This window comes from Amycolatopsis sp. NPDC043889 (genome assembly GCF_056435645.1).
In genome coordinates, this window is record NZ_JBWKEC010000018.1 from 74,858 (window position 1) to 101,702 (window position 26,845).

Here is a 26,845-nt window from a genome sequence, read left to right on the forward strand (position 1 = left end):
TGAGCGCGGCCGGGTGGCCATCAAGCCGGACGAGCATGAGGCCCGCCCGTGACCATCCCACCACAGGAGGGCATCATGCCTTCGCTCCCTCACCCCCTGTCGCGGCGTCGCTTCCTCGGATACGGCTCCGCCGGCGCGGCCGCAGTCCTGCTGGGGACCGGTGCCTGGAACGCCGCCGGCGCGATGCCGCTCGCCAGCGGTGCCGGTAACCCGTTCACCCTCGGAGTCGCGTCGGGTGACCCGTTGCCCGGCGGTGTCGTGCTCTGGACAAGGCTCGCGCCGAAGCCCTACGAGGCCGACGGCTTCGGCGGTATGCCGCGGACGCCGGTCCGCGTCGAGTACGAGGTGTCGCTGGACGAGCGCTTCCGCGCCGTGATCCGCCGGGGATCCGTGGTCGCCACGCCCGAACTCGGTCACTCCGTGCACCCGGAGATCCACGGCCTCGCGCCGGACCACGAGTATTTCTACCGTTTCCGCACGGGCGGTGAGATCTCTCCGGTCGGGCGCACCCGGACGGCGCCGGTCGCGTGGTCGTCGCCGCGTGAGCTGAACTTCGCGTTCGCGTCCTGCCAGAACTGGGAGGCCGGGCATTTCACCGCGTACGAGCACATGGCGGCCGAGGACCTCGACCTGGTCGTGCACCTGGGCGACTACCTCTACGAAAGCGGTGTCACGGGCGTCGGCCGCGGAACGCCGGTGGGGCCGCAGTTCAAGGGCGAGACCTTCGACCTGGCCCGCTACCGGCTCCAGTACGCGCTCTACAAATCCGAAGCGCCGCTGATGGCCGCGCACGCCGCCTTCCCGTGGATCCACGTCAACGACGACCACGAGGTGGAGAACAACTGGGCGGGCGACATCTCGCAGATCGACAAGGAACCGGACCAGGACCGCGCGGTGTTCCGGCAGCGGCGGGCTGAGGCGTTCCAGGCGATGTACGAGCACCTGCCGTACCGCATCGCCCAGCTGCCGAAGGGCCCGGACGCGCGTCTGCACCGGCGGCTGAGCTACGGCACACTGGCCGACTTCACCATGCTGGACACCCGTCAGTACCGCGACGACCAGCCGTGCGGTGACGGCCAGTCGGCGAACTGCACGGAACGGTTCGACGAGAACCGCACCCTGCTCGGCTCGGAGCAGCGGAACTGGCTGCTCGACGGCTTCTCCCGGTCCCGTGCGCGGTGGCAGATCCTCGGCAACCAGGCGCCGATGGGCCAGACCGACACCGACGCGGGCGAGGCGACGAACGTCTACCTCGACCCGTGGGACGGCTACGTCGCCGACCGCGACCGCGTGCTCGCCGCGGCGCAGGACCGCGGGGTGCGGAACCTGGTGGTCATCACCGGCGACAGGCACCAGAACTACGCTTGGGACCTCAAGCGCGACTTCGCCGACCCGGATTCGCCCACCGTGGCGAGCGAGTTCGTCGGGACGTCGATCACCAGCGGCGGCAACGGCGCGGACATGACGCCTGGCGGTGAGAACCTGCTGAAGGCCAACCCGCACATGAAGTTCTTCAACAGCCAGCGCGGGTACGTCCGGGTCAACGTCAACCGGCAGCGCTGGCGGAGCGACTTCCGGGTGGTGCCGTTCGTCAACACCCCCGGCGCGCCGATCAGCACGCGCGCCAGCTACGTCGTCGAAGACCGGCGACCCGGCGTTCAGTCCGCCTGAGCGGGCAGGAGGGCGGCGTACACCTCGCGCACCGGCGCTGGTGGCGCCGCCTTCTTGAGCGTCTTCGGGTCGACGAAGACGTAGCGGGTCTTCACTTCCGTGCACAGGTCGCCGCCGCGGGTGATCTCGAAGTCGATGATCAGCGACGTCGTGCCGAGGTGTTCCAGGTACACGGCCACGACCAGTTCGTCGTCGTAGCGGCAGGGCGCGCGGTAGCGGAGGTTGGACTCGGCGACGACGACGTCGACGCCGCGGGCCAGCGCTTCCTGGTGCGAGCCGAAGAGGGCTTTCTCCACTTCGAACATGGCCATGTCGACGTAGGCGAGGTAGTTGGCGTTGAACACGATGCCCTGCCCGTCGCACTCGTGGTAGCGCACGCGCAGCGGCATTTCGACGATCGGTTTCCGTGGCTCCGTCACGGTTCCAACCTACGTGAAGGGCTCCTTCCCTTGGCTTGGGGCAGGGGCTCGGCAAAGCCGCATGAACGCCGGCCGGTGTCGCTCTTGGTGATTCGAACTGGACGTCCGAACGGGCAGACGACAGGGGTTTGAACGGGCGGTGTCCGCAAAGGACGCCAGCTGACAGGTGGATGTCCGTTCGGTGCTCATCTGTACGGTTTTCGATCGGGGTCGTGAGTGGCGATTCGGGTTCTATTGAGGGGTAAGGCAATGTGGCGTGCCGGAGTTGGCGGCAGGAGCGGGACTCGCCGAAGAGGCACCTTTCCGACTGTCCATAAGGGACAGTTTCTGCGGTGTCAGCGTCCGAGTTGAGCGATTTGTGCGTTTGACGAAGGGGTCGTGAGTGGCGATTCGGGTTCTAACCCTCATTGCCACTCACGACCCCCTCGTCAAACCAGTCATATGGCCTTGAAGCAGGAGAGCGCGGCTGACTCCTGTCGGCCAGTCCGGAACCACGCCGCGAAGAGCCGCCTCTCTGCCTTGACTCAGCGAAGTGGTCCTTCACCGCAGAGGCTCGGTCACGCCACATTTGACTTACCCCTCCCTGGCGCTCACGACCCCCTTCGCAAAAGGCTCGAATCGGGTACGGCCGTCCCCAAAGTGTCCCCTGTGGACAGTCGAGAATGTGCAGGCCACTGTGACGAGCCCCTCCAACACCCACGTGACCAGCGGATAGAGGACTTCGCCGGCACCCTGTGGCTTGGGGGAAGGGAGTCCTTCACGCGGCTCAGTCGATGAAATCGATATCCGGGTGGCGCGGCGACTCGTCGTCGAACAGATGCCGGTCACGGCCCTTCAGGTGCAGATCGAAGAACGCGCCGATGTAGTCCCGTTGCGCGGCCAGCGAACGACGGGGATCGATCGTGCCGATGACCGCCTCACGCTTCTCCGGCGCCACGCGCGAGCCGAGCTGCGGCACCACGACCTGCAGATCGCTGTACGCCATATGCGTGCTCCCGCCGCGCAGCAGCAGGTCTCGCTTCCAGCCCCGCTGGTTTGCCCAGAAGTCCGCCCAGCTGCGATCGAACTCGGGCTGCCGGTGCGTGTGCTCCAGCGGCTTCCCGTTCTCGTCGACGCCCTCGGCGCCCATCAGCAGGAACGGCCGGTCGAGACCGCGTTTCGTGACTTCACCGGGCACGTAGGCACTGCCCGGCGGGTAGCCGAACGCGGTCGCCATGGCGCCGTCGAGATTGATCCCCGCGTCGACACGGCGGTCGTGGACCATCGTCTCTCCCGCGGTGAACCCGCCGTAGGAGTGACCGTAGGCGCCGACCCTGGACAGGTCGAGCGACCAGCCGAGCCCGCGGGGGAGCGGCCGGTTCTCCGCGTCCGGGTTCTGGCCGCGGGTGATCTTCGCCAGCTGGTCGAGGACGAACCGGCTGTCGGCGACCCGGGCGTCGAGAGCCTTCTTCATGAACTCGGACCCCTCGCCCGGCGGAAGAGCAGTTTCGAGCCGTCCGCCGGGGAACTCGACCGCGGCGCTCTCGTAGGTGTGCGAGAGCGAGACGACGACGTAGCCGCGGCTGGCCAGATCGTCGACGATCGCCGAGTACGTTTCCCGCGGCCCGCCGAAACCGGGGGAGAAGAGCGCGACCGGCTTGGGCGCGCCGTGCGCCGCGGGAACGCCGATCTCGGCCCGCCGCTTCGCCGACGCCCAGTCGATGGAGCCGACCGGGAGGCCGAGGTAGTCCTCGCCGGACAACGCTTGGTCGATGACACCGCTGATGCCGGGCGTGAGCCACGGAGCGCGCGGTCCGTCGGCGAACCGGTCCGCCGGATAGGTGACGGTGACCATGAGTTCCCGGCGCCGCTCCGGTTTCCACGGATCGGGTCGGGACGGGTCGACGAGATGGAGGTCGGTCGTGCCGACCTCGTAGTGGCCGGTGAGGGCGGGTGCGGTGAGTTTGGCCTGGTCGGCCGCGACGGCGGGGGCCGCCGCGGCGAGTCCCCCCGCGAGCGCGAGGCTCGCGATCAGCGCCGAACCCCGCACCACCCTGGTGTGTCTCGATGACACTGCTGGAGTCCTTCCGGATCGGGGCGGCCCGTTGGCCGCCTGGTTCCGACCCTGGCAGCGCGCCGGTGCGACGCGCATCCCTCTGAAGATGGAGCCCGGATCACCCGTGCAGGGCACGGTAGGCCGAGGCGGCTCCGGGATGCAAGGGCACCTTGCCGGTGCCGATCAGCGTCCGGACGTCGAGGAACTGCGTTCCCACCGCGGCCGCCGGGACGAGATCGGCGGCGTGCCCGGCCAGCACCCGGGTCACCGCCGCCGCGACGTCGTCGGGCAGTGAAGGAGCCGCCAGCAGCAGGTTCGCGACGCCGATCGTCCGCAGCTCACCGACCCCCTGATAGGCCTGCGCCGGCACGAGGACCTGGTCGTACACCGGGCCGTAGCCCGCGCGCAGGGCGGGGAGATGAGCGTCCAGCGGGAGAAGGGTGATCGAAGTGGTCCGGTTCAGTTCGGTGAGCGCGGGGGTCGGGATCCCGCCGGACCAGAGCAGCGCGTCGACCTCGTGCGCCGCCAACGCGTTGATCGCTTCACCCAAGAGCAGGTTCTTCGCCTTCACCGGGACTTCGGCGCGGGCGAACAGGCGCGTGCTGAACACCGCGACGCCGGATCCGCTCGCACCCATCGCCACCGGCCGCCCGGTCAGATCGGCGAGCGAGCGCACCCCGCCGTCCGCCCGGACCACGAGCTGGTGGTAGTTCTCGTAGACACGGCCGATGGCCGAGAACGCGATCGGGACGGAGAACGGCTCCGCGCCGGCGAAAGCGGACTCGGCGACGTCGCCGAGGACGAGTCCGAGATCCGCCCGGCCGTCCCGCAACCGCCGCAGGTTCTCGACGCTGGCCTCGGTGGCGACGGCCGTCGCGCGCAGCCTCGGTTCCGCCAGGTTCAGCTGCTGGGCCAGCAGTTCCGCGAAGGCGAGGTAGAAACCGCCGCTCTCTCCCGCCGCGATGACGACCTCGCGTTCCGGGCCCCGGTAACCCGCGGTCGAGCAGCCCGCGAGCGTCGCGAGCCCGGCCAGGAGAGCGGTGCGCCTGGTGACGGTCACGGCATTTCCCCTGTCGCGAGAGGCAGTTCGACGCGGACTTCGAGCCCATGTGGTTTCGCTTCGCGCAGTTCGAGTTTCCCGCCCCGGGCGAGCACGTGCTGGCTCGCGATCGCGAGCCCGAGGCCCGTTCCGCGCGGCGCGCCGTCGCCACCCGCGCGCCAGAACCGTTCGGTCGCGCGTTCACGGTCCTCAGCGGACAGTCCGGGACCGTTGTCGGAGACGAAGAACGTGGCCGTCGTGTCTCCGGTTTCGTAGCCGGTGGTGATCGTCGCGCCGCGTCCCGCGTAGTGCACCGCGTTGTCCAGCAGGACATCCAGGACTTGGGCCAGCTCGCTTTCCGTGCACCGCACCGGCACCGGCTCGTCGTGGCCTTCCGCCGCCGCGAGGCTCACCTCCGCGTCTTCGGCCGAGGGACGCCACGCGTCGACTCGTTCGGCCAGGACCGCCGGGAGGTCGCAGGGTTCGTCGCCGGACTCACCCGCGGCGAGCCGGGTCGCGGCGCTTTCGGCGAGCGCCAGCGCGAGCAGGCCGTCGAGCAGGGACTCCAGCCGTTCGACCTCCGCGACGGTCGCGCGGTAGGCCCGCTGACCGTCCCCGTCGACCTGCGCGGCCAGCGAGTCCACGCGCAACCGCAAGGCGGCCATGGGATTGCGCAGCTGGTGTGACGCGTCCGCGACAAGCCGCCGCTGCTGTTCGGACGCCTCGACGACGGCGTCGGACATCCGGTTGAACGACGTCGCGAGCGAACGCAGCTCGCGGGGCCCGGCCCGGTCGGGAACCTGGGCGCGATGCCCCTCGGTCACCGCCTGCACGCCGGTCTCCAGTTCGTGGAGCGGCCGCACCATCCAGCGGGCCAGCAGGACCGCGAGCACCACGAACACCGCCGCGACCAGCACCGCGCCCGCGACGATCGCGGCCCAGCGGATGGCGACGTCGGTCGCCGCCGTGGACACCGACGCGCGAAGCACGACCACTCCGGCGACCCGAGTGCCCGTGCCCACCGGACGAGCGAAGTAGACCGGATCGGCCGACCACGGGCTCAGTTGTTCCGGTCCCTTCGCGGGCTGGTTGCGAAGCGCGGCCTCGACAAGCGAGCGGGCCACCGGCTCGGCGGCGGTCATCCCGCCGGTTTCGACCAGCGGCACCCCGCGTGCGTCGACCACCACGACCGCTTCGCCGTATAACGACGAATACCGCTCGGCGTCGACCGCCAGCGCGGTCGGGTCGGCGGCGTCGACGGCTTGCTGCGCCAGGACGACGAAGCGGTCGACGTCGGCGTTGCGGGCGATCACCAGCTGCTGGGTCCGCTGCGCGGCGGTCGACCCGAACAGGGGGATCGCGAACGCGGCGACCACGGTCAGCGCGAGCGCGACGAGGACGACCAGCAGCCGGGTGCGCACCGCTCAGTCCCGGCCCAGCCGGTAGCCGAAACCGCGGATCGTGGTCAGCAGTCCCGGCCTGTCGAGCTTCGCGCGCAGCTGGGTCAGGTGCACGTCGAGGGAGCGGGAGACGGCGAGGTACGCGTCGCCCCAGACCTCGTCCATGAGCTGCTGGCGGCTCACCGCCGTGCCCGGCCGGGCGGCGAGCACGGCCAAGACGGCGAACTCCTTGGCGGTCAGCCCGATGTCGTTCCCGTCGACCAGCACGCGCCGCGCGCCGAGATCGATCTCGACGTCCTCGATACGGACGACGCCGTCCTGTGGTGCGGCGGAGACGGCCGCACGGCGCACGACCGCGTCCATCCTCGCCAGCAGTTCGGCCAGGCGGATGGGTTTGGTCAGGTAGTCGTCGGCGCCGAGCCGCAGGCCGCGCACCACGGACCGCTCGTCCCCGCTCGCGGTGAGCACGAGCACCGGCACCGGCGAGACCTGCCGGACCTTCCTGAGCACGTCGAGCCCGTGCATGTCGGGCAGGTCGAGATCCAGCAGGATCACGTCGGCCGCGCGATGCCGGTGCAGCGCGTCGCTGCCACGGATCGCGTGGGAGACGGTGTGGCCGCGCGTTTGCAGCGCCTCGGCGAGCGCGTCGGCGACACCGGCGTCGTCCTCGACGAGCAGCACCCGCACGGCCACACCTTCCCGCCTAGCCTTCGCGGCCGGACACGAGCTCGGGCTCGGGCTGCTTCTTCTTGTCCAGCTCCGAGGTCTTCGAGGTTTCCCGCATTGTGCCGTACACGATGAGGGAGACCAGGACACAGCCCGCGACGTAGTAGAAGAACACCGATTCGTGACCGGCTCCCTTCAGCGCCTGCGCGATGAGCTCGGCGGTTCCGCCGAAGATCGCCACGGTGAGCGCGTAGGGGAGACCGACGCCGATGGCGCGGATCTTCGTCGGGAACAGCTCGGCCTTCACGATCGCGTTGATCGAGGTGTACCCGGTGACGATCACCAGTCCGGCCAGCATCAGCAGGAAGGCGAGCACGGGTTCCTTGGTGCCGCCCATCAGCGTCATGATCGGGACGGTCAGCAGGGTGCCCGCGATCCCGAAGAACATCAGCAGCGGGCGACGGCCGATCCGGTCGGACAGCTTGCCCGCGAACGGCTGAAGGATCGCGGCGACGAGGATCGCGCAGAACAGGATCAGCGTGACCGTCCGGCGCGGGATACCCGCGGTGTTCTCCATGAACTTCTGGCTGTAGGTGGCGAAGGTGTAGAACGACACCGTGCCGCCGAGGGTGAGGCCGACGACGAGCGCGATCTCCTTGGGGTACTTGATCAGCGCGCGCAGCGTGCCCTTGTCGCCCGCGTCCTTGCCGGTGCCGGACGCCTTGGTCTCCTCGAAGCTGGCCGACTCGTCCATCCCGCGGCGCAGGACCATCACCACGACGGCGGCGAGCGCGCCGACGACGAAGGCGATCCGCCAGCCCCACGAGGTCAGCTGCTGTTCGGTCAGGATGGCCTGCAGCAGCAGCTGGAGGCCGAGAGCCAGCAACTGGCCGCCGTACAGCGTCACGTACTGGAAGCTGGAGTAGAAGCCGCGTTTGCCCGGTGTGGCCACTTCGGACAGATAGGTCGCGGAGGTCGAATACTCACCGCCGACCGAGAGCCCCTGGATGAGCCGGGCCACCAGCAGCAGGATCGGCGCGGCGATCCCGATCGTGGCGTAGGTCGGCGTCAGCGCGATCATCAGCGACCCCGCCGCCATCAACGTGACGGAAAGCACGAGTGCGCTTCGTCGCCCGAAGCGGTCGGCGAACCGGCCCAGCATCCAGCCGCCGAGCGGTCGCATGAGGAAGCCGACGGCGAAGACCGCCGCGGTACCGAGGAAGGCCGCCGTCGTGTCCTTGGTGGGGAAGAAGGACTTGGCGAAGTAAGTGGTGAATGCGGCGTAGGCGTACCAGTCGTACCACTCGACCAGGTTGCCGATGGAGCCGCGCAGCACGTTGCCGACGACTCGCCTCTCGCTCACGGGCGGCGAGGATTCGCCGATCCGGGTTGTCATCTTTGACCTCCTGTGTTCCGGCTCACGGTGAACAATCCGTGACGACCGGGCAAGGTTTCGGCGCGGTTCCTAACATCCGCTTAGGACGGTCGCGGTTACCCGGAGGTAGGGGTGGCGCGGCTCGGGCGTGAACCTGGCGAGCCGATAACCTCATGCCGTCAGCGCGACAGGACGAGGCGAGGAGAGCTCTGTGGGACGGTCGGTACTGGTCACCGGCGGCAACCGCGGCATCGGTTTGGCGATCGCGAAGGACCTCGCGGCGCAGGGGCACAAGGTCGCGATCACGCACCGCGGTTCCGGCGCGCCCGAGGGCCTCTTCGGGGTGCAGGCCGACGTCACCGACGCCGAGCAGATCGACGCCGCCTTCAAACTCGTCGAGGAGCACCAGGGCCCGGTCGAGATCCTCGTCGCGAACGCCGGCATGACCGACGACACCCTCCTCATGCGCATGAGCGAGGAGCAGTTCACCCGCGTGGTCGACGCCAACCTCACCGGCGCGTACCGGGTCGCCAAGCGTGCCTCCCGCGGCATGCTCCGCGGCAAGTGGGGCCGCTACATCTTCATCTCGTCCGTCGTCGGGCTCACCGGGTCCGCCGGGCAGGTCAACTACGCGGCGAGCAAGGCCGGCCTCGTCGGTCTCGCCCGTTCGCTGGCGCGTGAGCTGGGCTCGCGCAACATCACCTCGAACGTCATCGCGCCGGGCTTCGTCGCCACGGACATGACCGACGAGCTCGGCGAGGACCGCAAGAAGGAGATCCTCGCCCAGGTTCCCTCCGGCCGGTACGCCGAGCCGTCGGAGATCGCCGCCGCCGTCCGCTACCTCGCCTCCGAAGAGGCCGGTTACGTCAACGGCGCGGTGCTGCCGGTCGACGGCGGCCTCGGCATGGGCCACTGACGTCCCCGTTTTCCCGTACCGATCGCAAACCACTCCGGACTGGAGGTCCCGTGCCAGGACTGCTCGAAGGCAAGCGCCTGCTGATCACCGGCGTCATCACCGACGCCTCGCTCGCGTTCCACGCGGCCAAGATCGCGCAGCAGGAGGGCGCGAAGGTCGTGCTCACCGGCTTCGGCAGGCTGTCGCTCGTCGAGCGCATCGCCAAGCGTCTCCCCGAGGAGGCGCCGGTGCTGGAGCTGGACGTCACCAACCAGGAGCACCTCGACTCGCTCGCCGACCGCGTCCGTGAGCACGTCGACGGTCTCGACGGCGTGCTGCACTCGATCGGGTTCGCCCCGCAGTCCTGCCTCGGCGCGCCGTTCCTGGACGCTCCGAGCGAGGACGTGAAGGTGGCCGTCGACGTCTCGGCGTACTCCTTCAAGGCGCTGGCCGTCGCGACCCTGCCGCTGCTGTCGCGCGGTTCGTCGATCGTCGGCATGGACTTCGACGCGCGCGTCGCGTGGCCCGTCTACAACTGGATGGGTGTCGCGAAGGCGGCGCTGGAGTCGGTGAACCGGTACCTGGCGCGCGACCTCGGCCCGAAGGGGATCCGGGTCAACCTGGTCAGCGCCGGTCCGATGAAGACCATGGCGGCGAAGTCGATCCCGGGCTTCTCCGAGCTGGAGGAAGGCTGGGGCGACCGTGCGCCGCTCGGCTGGGACAGCTCCGACCCGGACCCGACGGCGAAGTCCGTCTGTGCCGTGCTGTCGGACTGGCTGCCCGCCACCACCGGCTCGATGATCATGGTCGACGGCGGAGTGCACGCTCTCGGCATCTAGGTCTCTTCACGCGCTTCCGGTGGTGGCTGCCGGAGTAATGAAGGCCTCCTTGCCTACCTTCAGGGTAGGCAAGGAGGCCTTCACGGCCCTGCGGGCTGGTGGGATCAGGGGAGGACGGCGTTCGCGACGTGCCACGAGTCCTCGAGCAGCAGGTACTTGGTGATCAGCCCGTCGTCGTTCAGCTCGAACTCGATGGTGAAGGCCGTCTCGATCACCTTGCCGGTGCTGCGGATCGTCGAGCGGAGGCGGCCGATCGCGACCGCGTGCGGCCCGTCGACGAGAACGCGTTCGACGTCGAACCGGTCCTTGACGAGGCCCTTGTCGAGCAGGTCGTAGAACTCGCGGATCTCCGCCGGATTCCGGCGCGGGCCGATCCACGGGACCAGCTCGGTCGCACCGGGGATGTCCCACGCGACGCTGTCGGCGAACAGTTCCGTGGCTCCGTCGGTGTCCCCTGTGGACATTCGGCGGAAGAACTCGGCAAGGGTGGATCGGGTTCGTTCGGACATGATTCTCCCTACTGGGTAACGGGTTCGCGGAGCAGGCGGGTGTCGTCGGTGCGCTGGACACCGGCGGCGAAGGTGAGCGCGACGACGGTGGCGACCCCGAGCCCGACGCTCACCCACGCGACGCTGGGGTAGCCGAGACCGGCGTCGATCGATTCGCCGCCGAGCCACGGGCCGAGGGTGTTGCCGACGTTGAACGCGGCCGTCGTGCTCGCGCCGACGAGCGTGGGCGCGTTGCCCGCCACGGCGAAGGCGCGGACGTTCAAAGCGGGGTTGACCCCGAATCCGGCGACGCCGAACAGGAACACGGCGAAGATCGCGACCGGGGTCGCCGGGCCGGAGATCGCGAGCAGGACCAGGGCGAGCAGGGCGACGGCGAGGCCGCCGTAGAGGGTCGCGAAAGGCCTCGCGTCGGCGAGCCTGCCACCCGCGGTGATGCCGATCAGCGCGCCGAGCCCGAACAGCGACAGGACTCCCGGCACCCAGCTTTCCGGCAGCCCGGCGACCTCGGTCAGCAAGGGCGCGAGGTAGCTGAAGGTCGCGAAGATCATCGCCTGCGCGAGCGCGATCACGCCGAGCGCCAGCCAGAACCGGCCGCCGCGGTAGAGCCGCAGTTCGGTCGCGACGTCGGTCTTGTCCGCACCGTTCTGGGTCTCCGGGATCAGGGCGAAGACCCCGATCAACGCGACGACGGTCAGCGCCGTGACCGCCCAGAAGGCCGCCCGCCAGCCCGCGTGCTGGCCGAGGAAGGTCCCCGCGGGGACGCCGGCGATGTTCGCGACGGTGAGTCCGCCGACCAGGATGGCCAGCGCGCGGCCACGGCGCTCGACCGGCACCAGCGCGACGGCGGTGGCCGCCGCGACCGCCCAGAATCCGGCGCAGGCGACCGCGCTGACGACACGCGTCGCGAAGAGCAGGGCGTACCCGGAGCCCAGCGCGCCGACGACGTGCGAAACGCCGAAGACGACGAGCAAGGCCATGAGGGTGGCGCGCCTCGGCACCCGCAGCGTCGCGATCGCGAGCAGGGGAGCGCCGACGACCATGCCGATCGCGAACGCCGAGATGAGCAGCCCGGCCTCCGGGATGCCGACGTTCAGATCGGCCGCCATCCCCGGAAGCAGGCCGGTGATCATGAACTCGGACGTGCCGAGCGCGAACACGCTCAGTCCGAGTACGCAGACTGCCAAAGGCACGGGAAGTCCCTCCAGTTTTGTATCGATCAGTCCAAAATGTGGGCAGCGTCGCGCACGGGATTCGTTCGAGGTCTTACTTCGCGGCGATCGCGTCCAGTGCGATGGCGGCGACGGACTCCATGGCCGCCCGGTCGGCGCCTCGGCGGGACATCAGCCGGAGGCCGGCGACGGTGCTGTGCGCGAACTCGGCGATCGCACCGGGGTCGCGATCGCCGTCGATCGTCCCGTCGAGCTGCCCTTCCTTGGCGCAGGCCGAAAGAAGGGCGAGATGCCGCCGGGTGTCGGCCTCGATCCGCGCCTTGACCTCGGGGTCGCGCCCGCCGAATTCGGCCACCGTGTTGACCACGAGGCAGCCCCGTCCGTGGTGCGCGACCTCCTCGTCGATCGTGCACGAGAACAGGGCACGGAATCGCTCGACGCCGGTCCCGGATTCCTCCAGCAAGGCCGTCCTGGCCACGATCCCGCGATCGGCGTAGTGATCGAGCGCGCGCATGAACAGTTCGTGCTTGCTGGTGAAGGTGTTGTAGATGCTGCTGCGGCCCAAACCGGTGGCTTCGCAGAGGGCCTGTGTCGACGTGCCCTCGTAGCCGCGTGCCCAGAAGGCGTCCATGGCGCGCCCGATCGCGGCGCGCTCGTCGAATTCCTTCGGCCTGGCCATGGAAATGACCGTACCAGGTTTTGGATCGGTCGGTTCAAAATGGGCCGGGTCAGCGTGCGGGGCGCCATAGCGGCAAGATGGCAGGGTGGGTTACGACGCGCTGCTTTGGCTTTCGTTCGGTGGTCCCGAGGGACCCGACGAGGTGATGCCGTTCCTGGAGAACGTCACGCGGGGCCGTGGGGTCCCCCGGGAACGCCTGCTCGAGGTCTCCGAGCACTACCAGCACTTCGGCGGGGTCTCGCCGATCAACCGGCTCAACCGGGACGCGATCTCCGCGGTGGAGAAGCAACTCGCGGCCGCCGGGATCGACCTGCCCGTTCACTTCGGCAACCGCAACTGGCGGCCGATGGTCGAGGACACCCTCGCCGAGATCACCGAGGCGGGCGCTCGGCGCGTCCTGGTCTTCCCGACGAGCGCGTACGGCGGCTATTCCGCCTGCCGTCAGTACGACGAGGACATCGAGCGTGCCCGCGCGGCGGTCGGCGACGGCGCGCCGGAACTGGTGAAGCTGCGGCAGTTCTTCGACCACCCGCTGTTCATCGCCGCCTTCGCCGACGCCGTCCGCGCCGCGCACGCGAAACTGGGGAACCAGCCCGGAACCCGCACGGTGTTCTGTGCCCACTCGGTGCCCGAGTCCGCCGACACCGCGTCCGGCCCGCCGTCGGAAGGCGGACGGCGCTACTCGCGCCAGATCGCCGAGGCCGCCCGCCTCGTCGCGGCCGAAGCGGGGATCGAGACCTACGACGTTGTCTGGCAGTCGCGCTCCGGCCCGCCGCAGGTGCCGTGGCTGGAGCCGGACATCGTCGACCACATCGACGCGCTGCACGCGGAAGGTGTCACCTCGGTGGTCGTCTGCCCGGTGGGTTTCGTCTCCGATCACCTCGAGGTGATCTGGGACCTCGACAACGAGGCCGCCGAGCGGGCCGCGGAACATGGCATGGGCTTCGCGCGGGCCGCGACGCCGGATACCGACCCGCGGTTCGCCGAACTCGTCGTGGAGTTGGTCCGGGAACACACCGAGGGGCTGCCGGCGCGGAAGCTGTCGCCGTTCCCGGCTGCCGGGTGCACGGTCAACGGGGCGCCTTGTGCGATCGGATGTTGCGAGCCCGCCAAGAGGCCCGCGCGCCCTTAAGTGCTCAGCGGCCACCGCCGCTCTTCCTGCGCCGCCACTGTGGCTGCTGGGACCAGTGATGTCGCTGAGGCTATGGGTGGCGATCGCGCGTAGTCCGTGAAGGCCTCCTTCCCTACCTTCAGGGTAGGCAAGGAGGCCTTCACGGACCTGTCGCCACAAAAACAGACGTACCTCGGCGCTAACCGTCCTTGCCACTCACGAGATCGATCGTCATCGGGCGGCGATCCTCGACAGGTGGAGGTCGATGAGGGCGATGGCCTCGTCGCCGGTCTGGTAGCCGAGCAGCACCGCGTCGCCCAGGCCGGCCACTAGGGCGAGCAGGAGGTCGGCCTCCGTGGCCGGGTCGCCGGTGAGCAGGAGGTCACCGGCGTCCTGGCCGGCGATGAGCAGGGCTGCCACCGCGTCGCGGAGCTGGCCGTGCCCGGTCCGGAAGTGGCCGGCGATCTCCGGATCCTTGAGCGCGCGCACCACGAAGGCGTTCGCGACGAGCGCGTGGTCCCGGCCTGCCTCGTCCAGGGGGAGCAGGGCGATGAGCAGGTCTCGGACCCGCGGCTCGGACGGGGTGGCGATGCGCTCCTCAATGCCACCTCGCAGGGTGGTCGTCGCGTAGCGCAGCATCTCGTCCCTCGACGCGAAGTAGTGCTGGACGGAGCCCTTCGAGATACCGGCTTCTGCCGCGACCTCGTTCAGGCTGACCCCTTCGAGCCCCCGGTCGGCCGCGATGCGGCGAACGGCCGCGGCGATCTGCCGCCGCCGGTCCTCGTGATCGACTCGTTTGGGCACCCGTACTCCTTTTGACAGTCCGATCGGATTGCAAACTTCTCACCAACTGGTTACAATCCGATCGTACCGTAAAAAGGAGGGGTGAGAATGAAGGTGGGCGGATTCGCCTCGCCGGAGGCGCGCGCCGAGTACGAGGCCGTCTACGAACGAGGTTTGGCGGCCTTGCCCGCGCCGACCGGGATCCACGACGTCCGGACGGCGTTCGGGGTGGCGCGCGTGTACCGGTTCGGGGAGCCGGGTGCGACGCCGATCGTGCTGTTGCCCGGCCGCGCGGGGACCGCGGTGATGTGGGAACCCAACCTCACCGCGCTGCTCGGGCACGGCGAGGTCTTCGCGGTGGACCTCATCGGCGAAGCCGGCCGCAGCGAGCAGACCGCCCCGATCCGCGACGCCGCGGACCAGGCCGCGTGGCCGAGCACGGTGCTCGCCGAGCTCGACCTGCCGTCCGTGCACCTGATCGGGTACTCGTTCGGTGGCTGGCTCGCGACCAACCTCGCCGTGCGGGCACCGGAACGGCTGAAATCGCTCACCGTGATCGACCCCGTGCTGACGTTCGGCGGTCTGACCGCGGGACTGGTCTTCCGCTCCACGCTCGCCGCGATCCCCGGAATCAACCGATGGACCCGCCCGTCGTTCCTCGACTGGATCTCCGGCGGCGCGGAAGTCGACGCCACGGATCCGGTCGCGCGGGTGATCGACGAGGGGATGCGGACCTACCGCATCGCCCTGCCGTCGCCCAGGTTGTTCACCGATGAGCAATTGCGCTCCGTGCGGATGCCCGTGCTCGCCCTCATCGCCGGGCGCAGCGTCATCCACCACCCGGAACGGGCGGCCGCCCGCGCCCGTGAGTTCCTGTCGCGAGGTCAGGTCGAACTGTGGCCCTCGGCGACCCACGCCATCGCCGGGGAAGCGGCGGACGAGGTCAACGCACGTGTTCTGAAGTTCCTGTCCGAGTGCGAGATGGACTCGTGACCGCGCGCGCCAAGAACCCCACGCTGTCCTTGCTGCTCTGGGACGTCGCGCTCCCGCTGGCCGCCTACTACGGGCTCCGGCTCGCCGGACAGAGCGAGCAGGTCTCGCTGCTGGCCGGGGCGGGGGTGGCGGCGGCCCGGATCGTGTGGGTCGCCGTCCGGGACCGGTCCTTCGACGGCTTCGCCGCGTTGCTGGCCGGTGTGCTCGGGGTCGGGCTGGTGCTTTCGCTGGTCACCGGGGACGCGAAATTCCTGTTGCTGAAGGAATCCTTCGCCACCGCGACCGCCGCGATCGTCCTGCTGCTCAGCTGCTTCAGCCGTACGCCCATGGTGCTCGTCGCCGTGCGGGCAGGCTCCAGCGCGGCCAAACGCGCGGAGATCGACCGGCTCGGCGACAAGGTCCCCGAGTTCCGGCGGGCGTTCACCCGGATGTCGGCGGTGTGGGGAGTGGCGCTGCTGCTGGAGGCCGCGATCCGGGTGCCGCTGGTGTACACCTTGTCGGCCGACGTGATGAACGCGCTCAGCGTGGTCCTGCTGCTCGCCGTCATCGGCGGGCTTTCGCTGTGGTCCGTCCGCTATGCCGAGAAAGTCCAGAAAAAGCACACAGTGACCACGTGAACCGCTACGGGTGCCTGTCCGCCTGTTCGGCGAACACTCGCACCGCTTCGTTGATCGCCGCGTAGCGGGCGTTGCGGACCGCTTCGGTCAGCGGCCGCAGCGCCTCCGCCCGCCGGAGCGCCGCCGACGAAGAGAGCGCGCCGCCCGGATCGTCGGATTCGGCGATGGCGAGTATCGCCGCGATCTCCTGGGAACGCTGGAGCACCCGCAGCGCCCGGCTGGGCATCCCGGCGGGCCAGGGCGCGTCGGTGGTGGCCCGCAGCCGCGCCGAGAGTTCCGCCCGCACCCCTGGCCGCTCGCTGGCGACGTCCAGCGCCTGCAACGCGCCCGCACTCGCGCGGATCGCGTCGGTCAGACCGTGTTCGGCCTCGCCCAGCGGGCGGTACTCGAGGACGCCCGGCATGGGCACCGAGTACACCGTCCACCGCATGAGCCCCTCGGCGATCGCCTCGGGGACCACGCCGTAGCCGAGGTCCGGCAGCAGGACGGCCTCTCCGATCCGCAGCGCGGCCTCGGTGAACGGCCCGCCGCCACCCAGGCCCCGGACGTCGCCGGGTACCGGGAGCAGCAGCTGCATGCTCTTGGCGCCCTGCGCGCGCAGGGCGAGCAGCAGCTGGACCGGGGTCGCGGCCCGGTTGAACGCGAGCGGCAGGTCGAACGCTTCGGCGGCCGCCGCGTCCGCGGCGACGAAGTCATGGGCTTCGCCCCAGACCTGCAGGGCGTCAAGGACGTCGTCGGAGGCGGCGGCTCCGTTCAGCCACGCCGAAGACCAGACCGCGAGGGTCGCACTAGGACGGCACACCGGATTGATTTTAGTCGTGCTTTCGGCGAAACCCGGCTATGGGAGGGTTAACCCAGGCTTGCCGTTCGCGATCGCCGGAGCTGGAGTTGCTTCACGTCGACAGGGACCACGCTCGCGACGTAGCGTCGAACGGGTGAACGATGTTCCCGCAAACCTGCCCCGGACCGCCGGGGACCTTCGCGCGGCGGGTCACCTGCCGCGGTCGATCAAACAAGAGCTGCACGACAACCTCCTCGCCAAGCTCTGCGCCGGGGAAGACGCCTGGCCAGGGATCGTCGGGTTCTCGCGCACCGTGCTGCCGCAACTGGAACGCGCGCTGCTGGCCGGGCACGACGTCGTCCTCCTCGGCGAACGAGGCCAGGGCAAGACCCGCCTGCTGCGCACCCTCGCGGGGCTGCTCGACGAATGGACGCCCGTCATCGAGGGCGCCGAGCTGGCCGAGCATCCGCTCGACCCGATCACCCCGGAATCGCGCCGCCGTGCCGCCGAACTCGGCGACGCGCTGCCGGTGACCTGGCGCCACCGCGACGAGCGGTACACGGAAAAACTGGCCACACCGGACACTTCGGTCGGTGACCTGATCGGTGACGTCGATCCGGTGAAGGTCGCGGAAGGCCGCAGCCTCGGCGATCCCGAGACCATCCACTTCGGACTCGTCCCGCGCGCCCATCGCGGCATCGTGGCGATCAACGAGCTGCCGGACCTCGCCGAGCGCATCCAGGTCGCGCTGCTGAACGTGATGGAGGAACGCGACATCCAGGTGCGCGGCTACACGCTGCGCCTGCCGCTGGACGTGCTGCTGGTGTCGACGGCCAACCCGGAGGACTACACCAACCGCGGCCGCATCATCACCCCGCTCAAGGACCGGTTCGGCGCCGAGATCCGCACGCACTACCCGCTCGACGTCGAGGCGGAGATCGCGGTCGTCCGGCAGGAGGCCCGGCTGGTCGCCGAAGTCGGCGAGCCGCTGCTGGAGGTGCTCGCCCGGTTCGTGCGGAACCTGCGCGAGTCGCCGGTGATCGACCAGCGGTCGGGTGTCTCGGCCCGGTTCGCCGTCGCCGCGGCGGAAACGGTCGGCGCGGCGGCACTGCGCCGGTCCGCGCTGACCGGTGAGGAACCCGCCGTGGCGCGTCCGGTCGACCTCGACGCGGTCCCCGGCGTCCTGCGCGGCAAGCTCGAATTCGAGCCGGGGGAGGAGGGACGCGAGACCGAGCACCTCGTGCACCTGCTGCGCCGGGCGGTCGCGGAGACGGCCCGTTCGCGGTTCGCCGGCCTGGACCTGCTGCCGCTGGCCGACGCCGTCGAGTCCGGGCATCTGGTCGCCACCGGGGAACGCGTACCCGGCAAGGACGTCCTCGCCGCACTGCCGGAACTGCCCGTGCTCCACGACGTCGCCGCGCGCGCCGGCGTCGGTCCGGACGAACCGGCCGGGCGGATCGCGGCCGCGGTCGAACTGGCACTGGAATCCCTGTTCCTGTCGAGGAAACTCGCCAAGGACTCCGACGACTCGACGACCGTCTACGGCCGATGAGTCTCCTCCCGGAGGGATATTCGTACGGGCCGTGGGACAACGGCCCCGATCCGCTGGCGCCGCCGGCGGACCTGCGGGACGCGCTCGACGAGATCGGCCGCGACGTCATGGCGGGCGCTTCGCCCCGGTCCGCGCTGGAAGAACTGCTGCGCCGCGGCACCCCGCGCACCGCCGGGCTCGACGAACTGACCAGGCGGCTCTGGCAGCGCCGGTCGGAGATCCAGCGGCGGCACCGGCTGGACGGCACGCTCCAGGAGGTCCAGCGGTTGCTCGACCAGGCGCTGGAGGCCGAGCGGCGCGAGCTGTTCCCCGATCCGGACGACGACGCCCGCTTCCGTGAAGCTCAGCTGGACGCGTTGCCGCCGGGGACGGCGGCGGCCGTGCGCGAACTCTCCGGGTACGACTGGCGCTCGCGGGAGGGCAGGGAGAACTACGAGAAGATCCGTGACCTGCTCGGCCGTGAGCTGCTGGATTCTCGTTTCGAGGGGATGAAGGAGGCGCTGCGGAACGCCGGGCCGGAAGAGGCCGAGCGGGCGAACCGGATGCTCGCCGACCTCAACGCGCTCCTGGCCGCGCACGCACAGGGCAGGGAGGACGTCCCGGAGCGGTTCGCGGAGTTCATGCGCGAGCACGGCGAGTTCTTCCCGGAGAACCCGAAGAACGTCGAGGAGCTGATCGATGTCCTCGCCGCTCGTGCCGCGGCCGCGCAACGAATGTTGAACTCGATGACGCCGGAACAGCGGGCCGAACTGGCCGAACTGTCGCAGCAGGCGTTCGGCGACCCTCGGCTCGCGCAGCAGCTGTCCACTTTGGACGCCCAGTTGCGGGCGCTGCGGCCCGGCGAGGACTGGACGTCTTCCGAACGGTTCCGGGGCAACGATCCGCTGGGCCTCGGGGAAGGCGCCCGGGCGATGTCCGATCTCGCCGAACTGGACGCGCTGGCCGAACAGCTCGGCCAGTCCTACCCCGGCGCGAGGCTGGAGGACATCGACGTCGACGCTCTCGAACGCCGGCTCGGACCCGATGCGGGCGTCGACGCGCGGCGGTTGTCCGAACTGGAACGCGAACTCCGGCGCCAAGGTCTCTTCGAACGTGCCCCCGATGGCACGCTCCGGTTGTCGCCCAAGGCTTTACGGCGGCTGGGGGAGACGGCGCTCGCTGACGTCGTGAACGCTTTGCGCGGCAAGACCGGCCAACGGGAGACGGAGTCCGCCGGAGCCGCGGGCGAGCCGACCGGCGCCACCAGGCCGTGGCGGTTCGGGGACATGCAGCCGTGGGACGTCTCCAGAACGGTCCGCAACGCGGTCCTGCGTTCGGTTTCGGTGGGCGAGCGGTCGGTCCGGATGGACGTCTCCGACGTCGAGGTGATCGAGACCGAACATCGGTCGCGCGCGGCGGTGGCGTTGCTCGTGGACACGTCGTGGTCGATGGTGCAGGAGGGTCGCTGGCTGCCGATGAAGCGGACGGCACTCGCGTTGCACCAGCTGATCAGCACCCGGTTCCGCAACGACGCGCTCCAGCTGATCACCTTCGGCCGCTACGCGACGTCGGTCGAACTGGCCGAGCTGGTGGGCCTGGAGGGCGCTTGGGAACAGGGCACCAACGCCCACCACGCGCTGCTCCTGGCCGGACGGCATCTGCGGCGGCATCCCGACGCGCAGCCGGTGGTCCTGATGGTCACCGACGGGGAGCCGACGGCACATCTCGAGCCCGACGGCACGGCGGAGTTCGACTACCCGCCCCAGCCGAGGACCCTGCTCAAAACCCTGTCCGAAGTGGACAGGATGGCGAAGCTGGGCGCGTCGGTGACGGTGTTCCGGCTCGGGGACGACCCGCGCCTGACGGAGTTCGTCGACCTCATCGCGCGCCGCTCGGGCGGCCGTGTCGTCGCTCCGGATCTGGACGGGCTCGGCGCCGCCGTGGTCGGCGACTACCTGCGAACCAGGAAGCGCTGAACTCGCTTACGCTGGCCCGATGGGGTACTCGGTCGGAAAGGTCGCGGCGCTCTCGGGGGTCACCGTGCGCACGCTGCATCACTACGACGAGATCGGCCTGCTGTGCCCGAGCGGGCGGACGGCGGCGGGGTACCGGAGCTACAGCGACGACGACCTCGACCGCCTGCAGCGCGTCCTGTTCTACCGCGAACTCGGGTTCGGCCTCGAGACGATCGCGAAGGTGATCGACGACCCGGCGGTCGACGCGCTGGAGCACCTGCGGCGCCAGCGGGTGCTGCTCGCCGAGCGGATCTTCGAGCTGACGCGGATGGCCGAAACGGTCGAGCGGGTGATCGCAGCGAAGGAGGCCGGAGCCGCGCTGACCGCGGAGGAGCGGTTCGAGGTCTTCGGCGAGTTCCGTGAGCCGGAGGGCTACGCGGAGGAGGCCGTCCGCCGGTGGGGGGACACGCCGCACTGGCAGGCGGCGGCCATCCCGCGGTCAAAGCAGGAATGGATCGAGGCGGAGAAGCTCCGGGAGGACTGGGTCCGGCGGCTGCTCGCCGTCTTCGACTCCGGCGCGCCCGCCGACGGCCGCGCGGCGATGGACCTCGCCGAGGAGCACCGCCGGATGCTCGCGGCGTTCATGGGGGACTGCGACCTCGCGACGCACCGGGAGCTCGCCGGGCTGTACGCGACCGAGCCGGTCCAGCTCGGCTTCCTGGTGCGTGAGCCGGACCAGCGACCGGGCCTCGGCGAGTACATCCGGGACGCCGTCCACGCCAACGCCGAACGGGTCACGGGATAGCGAATCGGTTACTCCGGCCGTGTCCGTCTCCCACCGGACGGGAACGGCGCGGCGGCTCCGCTTACAGTCGAGGTATGCAGACTTGGTCATCGGTCGACGTGCCCCGTATCCCCGGCACCCCCCGTCCGCTGCGGCTTCACGACACGGCGACGGGGCAGATCCGCCCCACGGCGCCCGGGTCGACCGCCCGGATGTACGTCTGCGGCATCACGCCGTACGACGCCACCCATCTGGGGCACGCCGCCACGTACCTGACATTCGACCTGGTGAACCGCCTGTGGCGGGACGCCGGGCACGACGTCCACTACGTGCAGAACGTGACGGACATCGACGAGCCCCTGCTGGAGCGCGCCGAGCGCGACAAGGACGACTGGGTCGTCCTCGGCATGCGCGAGACCGCGCTGTTCCGCGAGGACATGACCGCGTTGCGGGTGCTGCCGCCGCGGCAGTTCGTCGGGGCGGTCGAGAGCATCCCGGAGATCGTCGAGGTCATCGCCAAGCTGGTGGCGAACGGCAGCGCGTACCGCGCGGACGACGCGGAGTACCCGGACATCTACTTCGAGCACAACGCGACCGGGCACTTCGGTTCGGAGTCGAACTACGACGCCGAGACCATGGCGAAGTTCTTCGCCGAACGCGGCGGCGACCCGGACCGTCCCGGCAAGCGGCACCCGCTCGACGCGTTGCTGTGGCGGATGGCGCGGCCGGGTGAGCCGTCGTGGGAGTCCGAACTGGGCGCGGGGCGGCCGGGCTGGCACATCGAGTGCAGCGCGATCGCGGTCAACCGGCTCGGCCTCGGCTTCGACGTCCAGGGCGGCGGCTCGGACCTGATCTTCCCGCACCACGAGTACAGCGCCGCGCACGCGGAAGCCGTCGCGGGGGACAGGCCGTTCGCGCGGCACTACGTGCACGCCGGGATGATCGGCCTTGACGGCGAGAAGATGTCGAAGTCGCGCGGGAACCTCGTGTTCGTATCGCGGCTGCGGGCCGACAAGGTCGACCCGGGCGTGATCCGGCTCGCGCTGTTCGCCGGCCACTACCGCGAGGACCGGCCGTGGACCGCGCAGTTGCAGGCGGACGCCGAAGCGCGCCTCGCGCGCTGGCGCGAAGCCGTCTCCCTCGGCACCGGCCCGGCGGCGGAGGACACCGTCGCGCGCCTGCGTGACCACCTCACCGACGACCTCGACACGCCCAAGGCGCTCGCGGCCGTCGACGCCTGGGCCGAGCAGGCGCTGAACCGCTCCGGCACCGACCCGGCCGCGCCCGGGCTGATCCGGAACGCCGTCGACGCGCTGCTCGGCATCGAACTCTGACGAACACTGCCGGGGCGGGAAGTTCCCGCCCCGGCAGTGTGTATAACGCCCTACACGGCGACGCGCCCGGCTTCCAACCGGAGGTGGTCACCCGCCCAATCGCGCCGCAGCCACCGGTCATGCGACGCGATGACGACGGCACCCGGCGCGGAATCGAGCGCGGTGAACAACTCCTCGGCCAAGGTGAGCGAGATGTGGTTCGTCGGCTCGTCCAGCAGGAGCACCTCCGGCGGGTCGGCGATCAGCAATGCCAGCGCGAGCCGCCGCCGCTGCCCGACCGACAACGCGCCCACCCGGGTCCCGAGATCGCGCGGGGCCAGCAATCCCAGGCCGCGCAACGGGGGAGCGTCCTCGCCGAGGGCTTCGGCGTAGGTCCGCTGCGCGGTCTTCTCCGGCTCGGCGAACGCGACGTCCTGAGCCAGCATGCCGATCCGCACGCCGCGTCCGGAAAGGACGGTGCCGGAGTCGGGTGTCAGCGAGCCGGCGAGGACGGACAGCAGCGTCGACTTCCCGGCGCCGTTCCCGCCGGTGATCAGGAGCCTCGACGTCGTGGTGACGTCCAAGGTCGCCAGCCGCAACCGTCCGGCGATCTCGATGTCCCGTACGGAGATCGCCGTCTTGCCCTCTCCGGGTTCGCCGGTCAGCTCGCCCTGGAACCGCAGCGGCGCGGGCGGTTTCCGCACCTGGTCGCGTTCCAGTTCGGCCAGCCGCAGCTGGGCGTTGCGGACTCGGCGTGAGATCTGCTTCTGCACCCTCCCGGTCTTGAAGTCGTAGAGCATCTTGGCGTTGTCGCGCTGCGGCCGGTTGTGCGCGACGTTGCGCGCGGTGACGGCCACCGACTCACGCAGTTCCTTGAGCTCGTCCTGTTCTTCGGCGTAGCGCTGCTCCCAGCGCGCCCGTTCGGCCCGTTTCTGGTCCAGGTAGTCGGAATACGTGCCGCCGTACCGGGGCGGTCCGCCCAGGGCCGGGTCGAGGTCGACGATGTCGGTGCACACCGCGTCGAGGAACACGCGATCGTGCGACGACAGCACGAGGACACCGGTCAGCGAGGCGAGATGCTGCTCCAGGAACTCCATCGCGGCGTCGTCGAGGTGGTTCGTCGGCTCGTCCAGGACGAGCGTGCCCGGTCGCCGGATCAGCAACGCCGCCAGGCCGAGCCTCGACCGTTGCCCGCCCGACAGGGTGCCCAGTTCGCGCGCCGGGTCGATCCCGGCGAGCCCGAGACCCGCGCACACGACCTCGGCACGCCGGTCGGCGTCCCACAGGTCGTGTGCCTGGGCCCATTCCAGGACGGTGCCGTACTCGTCGAGCACGGCGGCGTCGTCCGGCCGCCGAGCCAGCGCCGCGGTCAGCTCGTCGAGCCTCGCCGACGCTCGCCGGATCTCGGCGAGCGTGTCGTCGATGACGTCGGAGAACCGCGCGGTGAGCGGGAAAGGCAGCTCCTGCAAGAGGAACCCGAGATCGTCACCTCGCAGCACCTCACCGCTCTGCGGCTCTTCGACCCCGGCCAGCAACCGCAGGAGCGTGGACTTGCCGACGCCGTTCTCGCCGACCAGTCCGAGCCGCTGTCCCGCCGAAGCGGTCAGGTTGACGCCGTCGAGGACGACGCGGGCACCGTAGGAATGGACGAGGTCCTTGGCGATCAGGGAAAGAGACATACGACATCACCGTGTTCTCGGACATGAGGGATCCCCGCCGGGCCTCATGGCTTACGGGAGCGGTGCTCGACCGAAGCCGCCTCGGAGCGGGAAGGTGCGATGTCAGTTGTCCATGATGCGAGCAGTCTAACGCAACCCGTGTAGCGTTAGTCAACCCCCTTTTCGGAGCGCAGGCGAGCGGCCTCCTGTTCGGCGAACGCGCGCCCGTCGGTCATGACGCCGAGAAGCGCGGTGAGCTGGCGCCGGTCAAGTCTGCCGAGGCGGTCGCCGAAGAAGCGGGCCATGGGGGAGTAGAGGTCGGCGACATCGTCGAGCCGGTCGGGTAGTGGGCGGATCGCGAGGCGGCGCCGGTCGGCCGGGTCGGGGACGCGTTCGACCAGGCGTCGCTCCTCCATGCGGTCGAGCATCCGGGTCACCGCGCCGGTGGTCATGCCGAGGGCCCGTGCCAGCCCGGTCGGCGAGGTCGCGGCACCGCTGATGACCAGCTGGAGGCCGTGCAGCTCGGTGGCGCTGATCCCGAGTCGCTCCGCCATGGCCGTCTGGAACAGGACGGTCGCGCTGACGAACCGGGGGATCTCCAGAGCCGCCGCGGTGGCGAGTTCGCGCTGGTCAGGCATGTGCTTCCTTGTTAAGTCGTTGAGTCATGCAGTGACTGCATCGTGCAGCAACTGTCCCGGCAAGGGTATCCGGGGCGCCTTGACATCCGGTCGGCCACCTGTGAATCTGAAAGAGAAATTTCGAAAGACTTCTTTCAGATTGGCTGGGCCGATGACCGGGTTACCGCCGCGCAAGCGGATCGAAGACGTCGAGCTGATGCGGGCGCTGGCGCATCCGCTGCGTTCGGCGCTGGTGGACCACCTCATGGCGGTCGGTCCGCGGACCGCGAGCGAGTGCGCGGAGGCCGTCGGCTCGACGGCCTCGAACTGCAGCTGGCATCTCCGTCAGCTGGCGCAGCACGGTCTCGTGGAGCGGGTCGAAGGGGAGGACGGGCGGGAGCGGCCGTGGCGGGCGTGCCAGGTCGGCATCGAGTTCGGCGACGACCCGGAGCTGCGCGGCGCGCAACTGGCGGTCGTCGGCACCACCCTCGCGCGGGAGAAGGAGCTGACCGAGCGCTATCTCGACGCCGCCGACCGGCTCGACGAGGAATGGCGGGACGCGTCGGGGATCAACAACTACTCGCTGCGGGTGACCGCGGGCGAGCTGGACGAACTGGTCCGGGGAATCGACGCGCTCGTGCGGCCCTACGTCGGGTCGATCCGTGAAGACGCTCCCGCGGAAGCCCTTCCGGTCCACTTGGGACTGCGGGCGTTCTTGCGCATCGACGCAGAGGGGAAGCCGAGCAGATGAAACCGTTGAGAGAACCCGCCTTCGCGCGGTTGTGGATCGCGGCCTTCTTCTCCGAGACCGCCGAGTGGATGCTGCAGATCGCGTTGCCGGTGTTCGTCTTCCAGGCGACCGGTTCGGCGGCCACCACGGCGTTGAGCATCGTCCTCGGCCTGGTGCCCGCGGTGCTGCTGAGCCCGGTCGCCGGCGTGATCGCGGACCGGTGGAACCGGCGGCTGGTGCTGTGCGTGGTGTGCGCGGGACAGGCGTTCGTGGCGCTGCCGCTGCTGTTCGCCGCGTCCGGTGGCCCGGTGTTCGTGATCTACGGGGTGATGGCCGCGCAGGCGGGTCTGGCCTCGTTGTTCGAACCCGCCCGCAACGCGCTCGTGCCCGAACTGGTCGCCCCCGGCGAGCTGATCGGTGCCAACGGTCTGATGAGCATCAACGGCAGCGTCGCTCGTCTTGCCGGCGGCTGGGCGGGTGGTCTCCTGCTCGGATTCGGCGGCCTTGGCTGGGTCGTGGTGGCCTATCTCGGCGTGCTCGTGATCGGCTCGGCCCTGCTGGCGCGCCCGTTTGCCCGTGTCGCCGCGCCGAAAGCGGCTGGACCGCACGAACCGGTGGTGCGAGCCTGGATCGACGGGCTTCGCGAGATCGCCCGCGAAGGGCGCCTTCGCCTCGCCGGTGTCGTCGTGGTGCTGACGTCCCTGGCGCAGGGGATGTTCCTGGTGCTGTTCGTGGTGTTCGTGCTCGACATCCTCGACGGCACCGAAGGCGATGTCGGCCTGCTGCGCGGCGTGCAGGCCCTCGGTGGGCTGGCCGCGGGATTCGCCGTCGCCACCGTCGCCCGCAGGGTCGCGCCCGTGGCTCTGCTCGGCTGGGGCGGCCTGGCGCTCGGCCTGCTGTCGGCGGTGATCTGGAACCTGCCGGCCCTCACGGTGTCGCTGCCGCTGGGTGTCTTCGTCGGGCTCTTCGGCCTGGTCGGCGCCCCTGGAGTGCTCGCCGGCTCCGGTCTGCTCTCGCTGGTCCAGACCGCCGCGTCCCCCGAGCGCTCCGGCCGTGTGCTGAGCACCGTCTTCGCCGGGACGGCGGGGTTCACGGCACTGGGCGCGCTGTTGACGGGCGGTCTGCTCGACGTGCTGGGCTCCGGTGTCCTGCTCAACGTCCAGGCGGGCCTGCACACCGTCTCGGCGTTGGTCGTACTGGGCGTGTCGGCGTCGGGCAAGGTGCGCCGTGACCCGATTCCGGCGGTTCCCCGGTCCGGGTGAAGCTACGGTGGTGG

At 70.1% G+C, this 26,845-nt stretch carries 25 protein-coding genes; 12 read left to right on the top strand and 13 right to left on the bottom strand.

The genetic code is table 11. The features are described 5' to 3' along the window. Positions 1–75 precede the first annotated feature (75 nt). Positions 76–1,671, top strand: coding sequence for an alkaline phosphatase D family protein (locus AC0685_RS28285; RefSeq protein ID WP_340682126.1), 1,596 nt, complete (start codon positions 76–78; stop codon positions 1,669–1,671). On the opposite strand, the gene AC0685_RS28290 is transcribed toward AC0685_RS28285, so the two are convergent. From AC0685_RS28290 to AC0685_RS28315, 6 genes are all read right to left on the bottom strand, one after another. Continuing rightward, positions 1,659–2,090 carry an acyl-CoA thioesterase gene (locus tag AC0685_RS28290; protein ID WP_478228303.1) on the bottom strand — a complete coding sequence of 144 codons (432 nt, stop codon included), beginning with the start codon at positions 2,088–2,090 and terminating at the stop codon, positions 1,659–1,661. The two genes, AC0685_RS28285 and AC0685_RS28290, sit on opposite strands and share 13 nt — an antisense overlap. 766 nt (positions 2,091–2,856) lie before the next feature. After that, entirely contained in the window at positions 2,857–4,143 is a 1,287-nt protein-coding gene (locus AC0685_RS28295; RefSeq protein WP_478228304.1) for an alpha/beta hydrolase family protein, read from the bottom strand. 100 nt (positions 4,144–4,243) lie between these two features. After that, positions 4,244–5,185, bottom strand: coding sequence for a TAXI family TRAP transporter solute-binding subunit (locus tag AC0685_RS28300; RefSeq protein WP_478228305.1), 942 nt, complete (start codon positions 5,183–5,185; stop codon positions 4,244–4,246). After that, a complete protein-coding gene (locus AC0685_RS28305) occupies positions 5,182–6,585 on the bottom strand; it encodes a sensor histidine kinase (RefSeq protein WP_478228306.1) in 1,404 nt (467 codons plus the stop codon). Before AC0685_RS28305 ends, AC0685_RS28300 begins: the two co-directional genes overlap by 4 nt. 3 nt (positions 6,586–6,588) lie before the next feature. Next, the gene (locus AC0685_RS28310) at positions 6,589–7,257 is read right to left on the bottom strand and encodes a response regulator transcription factor (protein ID WP_478228307.1); all 669 of its coding nucleotides are present in this window, start codon (positions 7,255–7,257) and stop codon (positions 6,589–6,591) included. A gap of 10 nt (positions 7,258–7,267) precedes the next feature. Next, entirely contained in the window at positions 7,268–8,626 is a 1,359-nt protein-coding gene (locus AC0685_RS28315) for an MFS transporter (protein ID WP_478228308.1), read from the bottom strand. A gap of 190 nt (positions 8,627–8,816) precedes the next feature. On the opposite strand from AC0685_RS28315, the gene fabG reads away from it, so the two are divergent. Both fabG and fabI read left to right on the top strand, forming a co-directional pair. Beyond that, positions 8,817–9,521, top strand: coding sequence for a 3-oxoacyl-ACP reductase FabG (fabG, locus tag AC0685_RS28320; protein ID WP_478228309.1), 705 nt, complete (start codon positions 8,817–8,819; stop codon positions 9,519–9,521). Positions 9,522–9,571: 50 nt separating this feature from the next. Beyond that, positions 9,572–10,339, top strand: coding sequence for an enoyl-ACP reductase FabI (gene fabI, locus AC0685_RS28325; RefSeq protein WP_034306560.1), 768 nt, complete (start codon positions 9,572–9,574; stop codon positions 10,337–10,339). 104 nt (positions 10,340–10,443) lie between these two features. Here fabI and AC0685_RS28330 read toward each other — a convergent pair whose 3' ends face one another. From AC0685_RS28330 to AC0685_RS28340, 3 genes are all read right to left on the bottom strand, one after another. Further along, positions 10,444–10,848: a nuclear transport factor 2 family protein gene (locus AC0685_RS28330; RefSeq protein ID WP_478228310.1), complete on the bottom strand. Its 405-nt coding sequence runs from the start codon at positions 10,846–10,848 to the stop codon at positions 10,444–10,446. Between the two features lie 8 nt (positions 10,849–10,856). Continuing rightward, positions 10,857–12,038, bottom strand: coding sequence for a Cmx/CmrA family chloramphenicol efflux MFS transporter (locus AC0685_RS28335; protein ID WP_478228311.1), 1,182 nt, complete (start codon positions 12,036–12,038; stop codon positions 10,857–10,859). A gap of 73 nt (positions 12,039–12,111) precedes the next feature. Continuing rightward, positions 12,112–12,696, bottom strand: a complete 585-nt coding sequence (locus tag AC0685_RS28340) for a TetR/AcrR family transcriptional regulator (protein ID WP_478228312.1) — start codon at positions 12,694–12,696, stop codon at positions 12,112–12,114. 85 nt (positions 12,697–12,781) lie between these two features. On the opposite strand from AC0685_RS28340, the gene AC0685_RS28345 reads away from it, so the two are divergent. Beyond that, on the top strand, positions 12,782–13,828 hold the full coding sequence (locus AC0685_RS28345; protein ID WP_478228313.1) for a ferrochelatase: 1,047 nt from the start codon (positions 12,782–12,784) through the stop codon (positions 13,826–13,828). A gap of 210 nt (positions 13,829–14,038) precedes the next feature. Here AC0685_RS28345 and AC0685_RS28350 read toward each other — a convergent pair whose 3' ends face one another. Further along, complete coding sequence (locus AC0685_RS28350; RefSeq protein ID WP_478228314.1) at positions 14,039–14,611, bottom strand: TetR/AcrR family transcriptional regulator; 573 nt, start codon at positions 14,609–14,611, stop codon at positions 14,039–14,041. 87 nt (positions 14,612–14,698) lie between these two features. Between AC0685_RS28350 and AC0685_RS28355 the strand changes: the two genes are divergently transcribed. Together AC0685_RS28355 and AC0685_RS28360 are read left to right on the top strand one after the other, a co-directional pair. Continuing rightward, positions 14,699–15,583, top strand: a complete 885-nt coding sequence (locus AC0685_RS28355; RefSeq protein ID WP_478228315.1) for an alpha/beta fold hydrolase — start codon at positions 14,699–14,701, stop codon at positions 15,581–15,583. Next, positions 15,580–16,200: a VC0807 family protein gene (locus tag AC0685_RS28360; RefSeq protein ID WP_478228316.1), complete on the top strand. Its 621-nt coding sequence runs from the start codon at positions 15,580–15,582 to the stop codon at positions 16,198–16,200. The genes AC0685_RS28355 and AC0685_RS28360 overlap by 4 nt, the downstream gene beginning before the upstream one ends. A 4-nt stretch (positions 16,201–16,204) precedes the next feature. Here the strand turns inward: AC0685_RS28360 and AC0685_RS28365 are convergent, their stop codons facing one another. Then, entirely contained in the window at positions 16,205–17,002 is a 798-nt protein-coding gene (locus AC0685_RS28365; RefSeq protein ID WP_478228317.1) for a hypothetical protein, read from the bottom strand. 133 nt (positions 17,003–17,135) lie between these two features. Between AC0685_RS28365 and AC0685_RS28370 the strand changes: the two genes are divergently transcribed. The 4 genes from AC0685_RS28370 to mshC all read left to right on the top strand — a co-directional run bounded on the left by AC0685_RS28370 (position 17,136) and on the right by mshC (position 22,585). Further along, positions 17,136–18,533: a sigma 54-interacting transcriptional regulator gene (locus AC0685_RS28370; protein ID WP_478228318.1), complete on the top strand. Its 1,398-nt coding sequence runs from the start codon at positions 17,136–17,138 to the stop codon at positions 18,531–18,533. Next, the gene (locus tag AC0685_RS28375; RefSeq protein ID WP_478228319.1) at positions 18,530–20,488 is read left to right on the top strand and encodes a vWA domain-containing protein; all 1,959 of its coding nucleotides are present in this window, start codon (positions 18,530–18,532) and stop codon (positions 20,486–20,488) included. Before AC0685_RS28370 ends, AC0685_RS28375 begins: the two co-directional genes overlap by 4 nt. A 19-nt stretch (positions 20,489–20,507) precedes the next feature. Continuing rightward, entirely contained in the window at positions 20,508–21,272 is a 765-nt protein-coding gene (locus AC0685_RS28380) for a MerR family transcriptional regulator (protein WP_478228320.1), read from the top strand. A 74-nt stretch (positions 21,273–21,346) separates the two neighbouring features. Continuing rightward, complete coding sequence (mshC, locus tag AC0685_RS28385) at positions 21,347–22,585, top strand: cysteine--1-D-myo-inosityl 2-amino-2-deoxy-alpha-D-glucopyranoside ligase (protein ID WP_125678189.1); 1,239 nt, start codon at positions 21,347–21,349, stop codon at positions 22,583–22,585. 50 nt (positions 22,586–22,635) lie between these two features. On the opposite strand, the gene AC0685_RS28390 is transcribed toward mshC, so the two are convergent. Both AC0685_RS28390 and AC0685_RS28395 read right to left on the bottom strand, forming a co-directional pair. After that, entirely contained in the window at positions 22,636–24,243 is a 1,608-nt protein-coding gene (locus AC0685_RS28390; RefSeq protein WP_478228321.1) for an ABC-F family ATP-binding cassette domain-containing protein, read from the bottom strand. A gap of 146 nt (positions 24,244–24,389) precedes the next feature. Beyond that, positions 24,390–24,860: a MarR family winged helix-turn-helix transcriptional regulator gene (locus tag AC0685_RS28395; protein ID WP_478228322.1), complete on the bottom strand. Its 471-nt coding sequence runs from the start codon at positions 24,858–24,860 to the stop codon at positions 24,390–24,392. Positions 24,861–25,011: 151 nt separating this feature from the next. On the opposite strand from AC0685_RS28395, the gene AC0685_RS28400 reads away from it, so the two are divergent. Beyond that, on the top strand, positions 25,012–25,590 hold the full coding sequence (locus AC0685_RS28400; RefSeq protein WP_478228323.1) for an ArsR/SmtB family transcription factor: 579 nt from the start codon (positions 25,012–25,014) through the stop codon (positions 25,588–25,590). Further along, positions 25,587–26,831 carry an MFS transporter gene (locus AC0685_RS28405; protein WP_478228324.1) on the top strand — a complete coding sequence of 415 codons (1,245 nt, stop codon included), beginning with the start codon at positions 25,587–25,589 and terminating at the stop codon, positions 26,829–26,831. Before AC0685_RS28400 ends, AC0685_RS28405 begins: the two co-directional genes overlap by 4 nt. Positions 26,832–26,845 lie beyond the last annotated feature (14 nt).

Excerpts from the sequence above, each read along its gene's own strand:
- AC0685_RS28285 (WP_340682126.1), top strand. The coding sequence starts at position 76 with ATGCCTTCGCTCCCTCACCCCCTGTCGCGGCGTCGCTTCCTCGGATAC.
- AC0685_RS28315 (WP_478228308.1), bottom strand. The coding sequence starts at position 8,626 with ATGACAACCCGGATCGGCGAATCCTCGCCGCCCGTGAGCGAGAGGCGA.
- AC0685_RS28330 (WP_478228310.1), bottom strand. The coding sequence starts at position 10,848 with ATGTCCGAACGAACCCGATCCACCCTTGCCGAGTTCTTCCGCCGAATG.
- AC0685_RS28340 (WP_478228312.1), bottom strand. The coding sequence starts at position 12,696 with ATGGCCAGGCCGAAGGAATTCGACGAGCGCGCCGCGATCGGGCGCGCC.
- AC0685_RS28355 (WP_478228315.1), top strand. The coding sequence starts at position 14,699 with ATGAAGGTGGGCGGATTCGCCTCGCCGGAGGCGCGCGCCGAGTACGAG.
- AC0685_RS28375 (WP_478228319.1), top strand. The coding sequence starts at position 18,530 with ATGAGTCTCCTCCCGGAGGGATATTCGTACGGGCCGTGGGACAACGGC.
- AC0685_RS28380 (WP_478228320.1), top strand. The coding sequence starts at position 20,508 with ATGGGGTACTCGGTCGGAAAGGTCGCGGCGCTCTCGGGGGTCACCGTG.
- mshC (WP_125678189.1), top strand. The coding sequence starts at position 21,347 with ATGCAGACTTGGTCATCGGTCGACGTGCCCCGTATCCCCGGCACCCCC.
- AC0685_RS28390 (WP_478228321.1), bottom strand. The coding sequence starts at position 24,243 with ATGTCTCTTTCCCTGATCGCCAAGGACCTCGTCCATTCCTACGGTGCC.
- AC0685_RS28395 (WP_478228322.1), bottom strand. The coding sequence starts at position 24,860 with ATGCCTGACCAGCGCGAACTCGCCACCGCGGCGGCTCTGGAGATCCCC.
- AC0685_RS28400 (WP_478228323.1), top strand. The coding sequence starts at position 25,012 with ATGACCGGGTTACCGCCGCGCAAGCGGATCGAAGACGTCGAGCTGATG.
- AC0685_RS28405 (WP_478228324.1), top strand. The coding sequence starts at position 25,587 with ATGAAACCGTTGAGAGAACCCGCCTTCGCGCGGTTGTGGATCGCGGCC.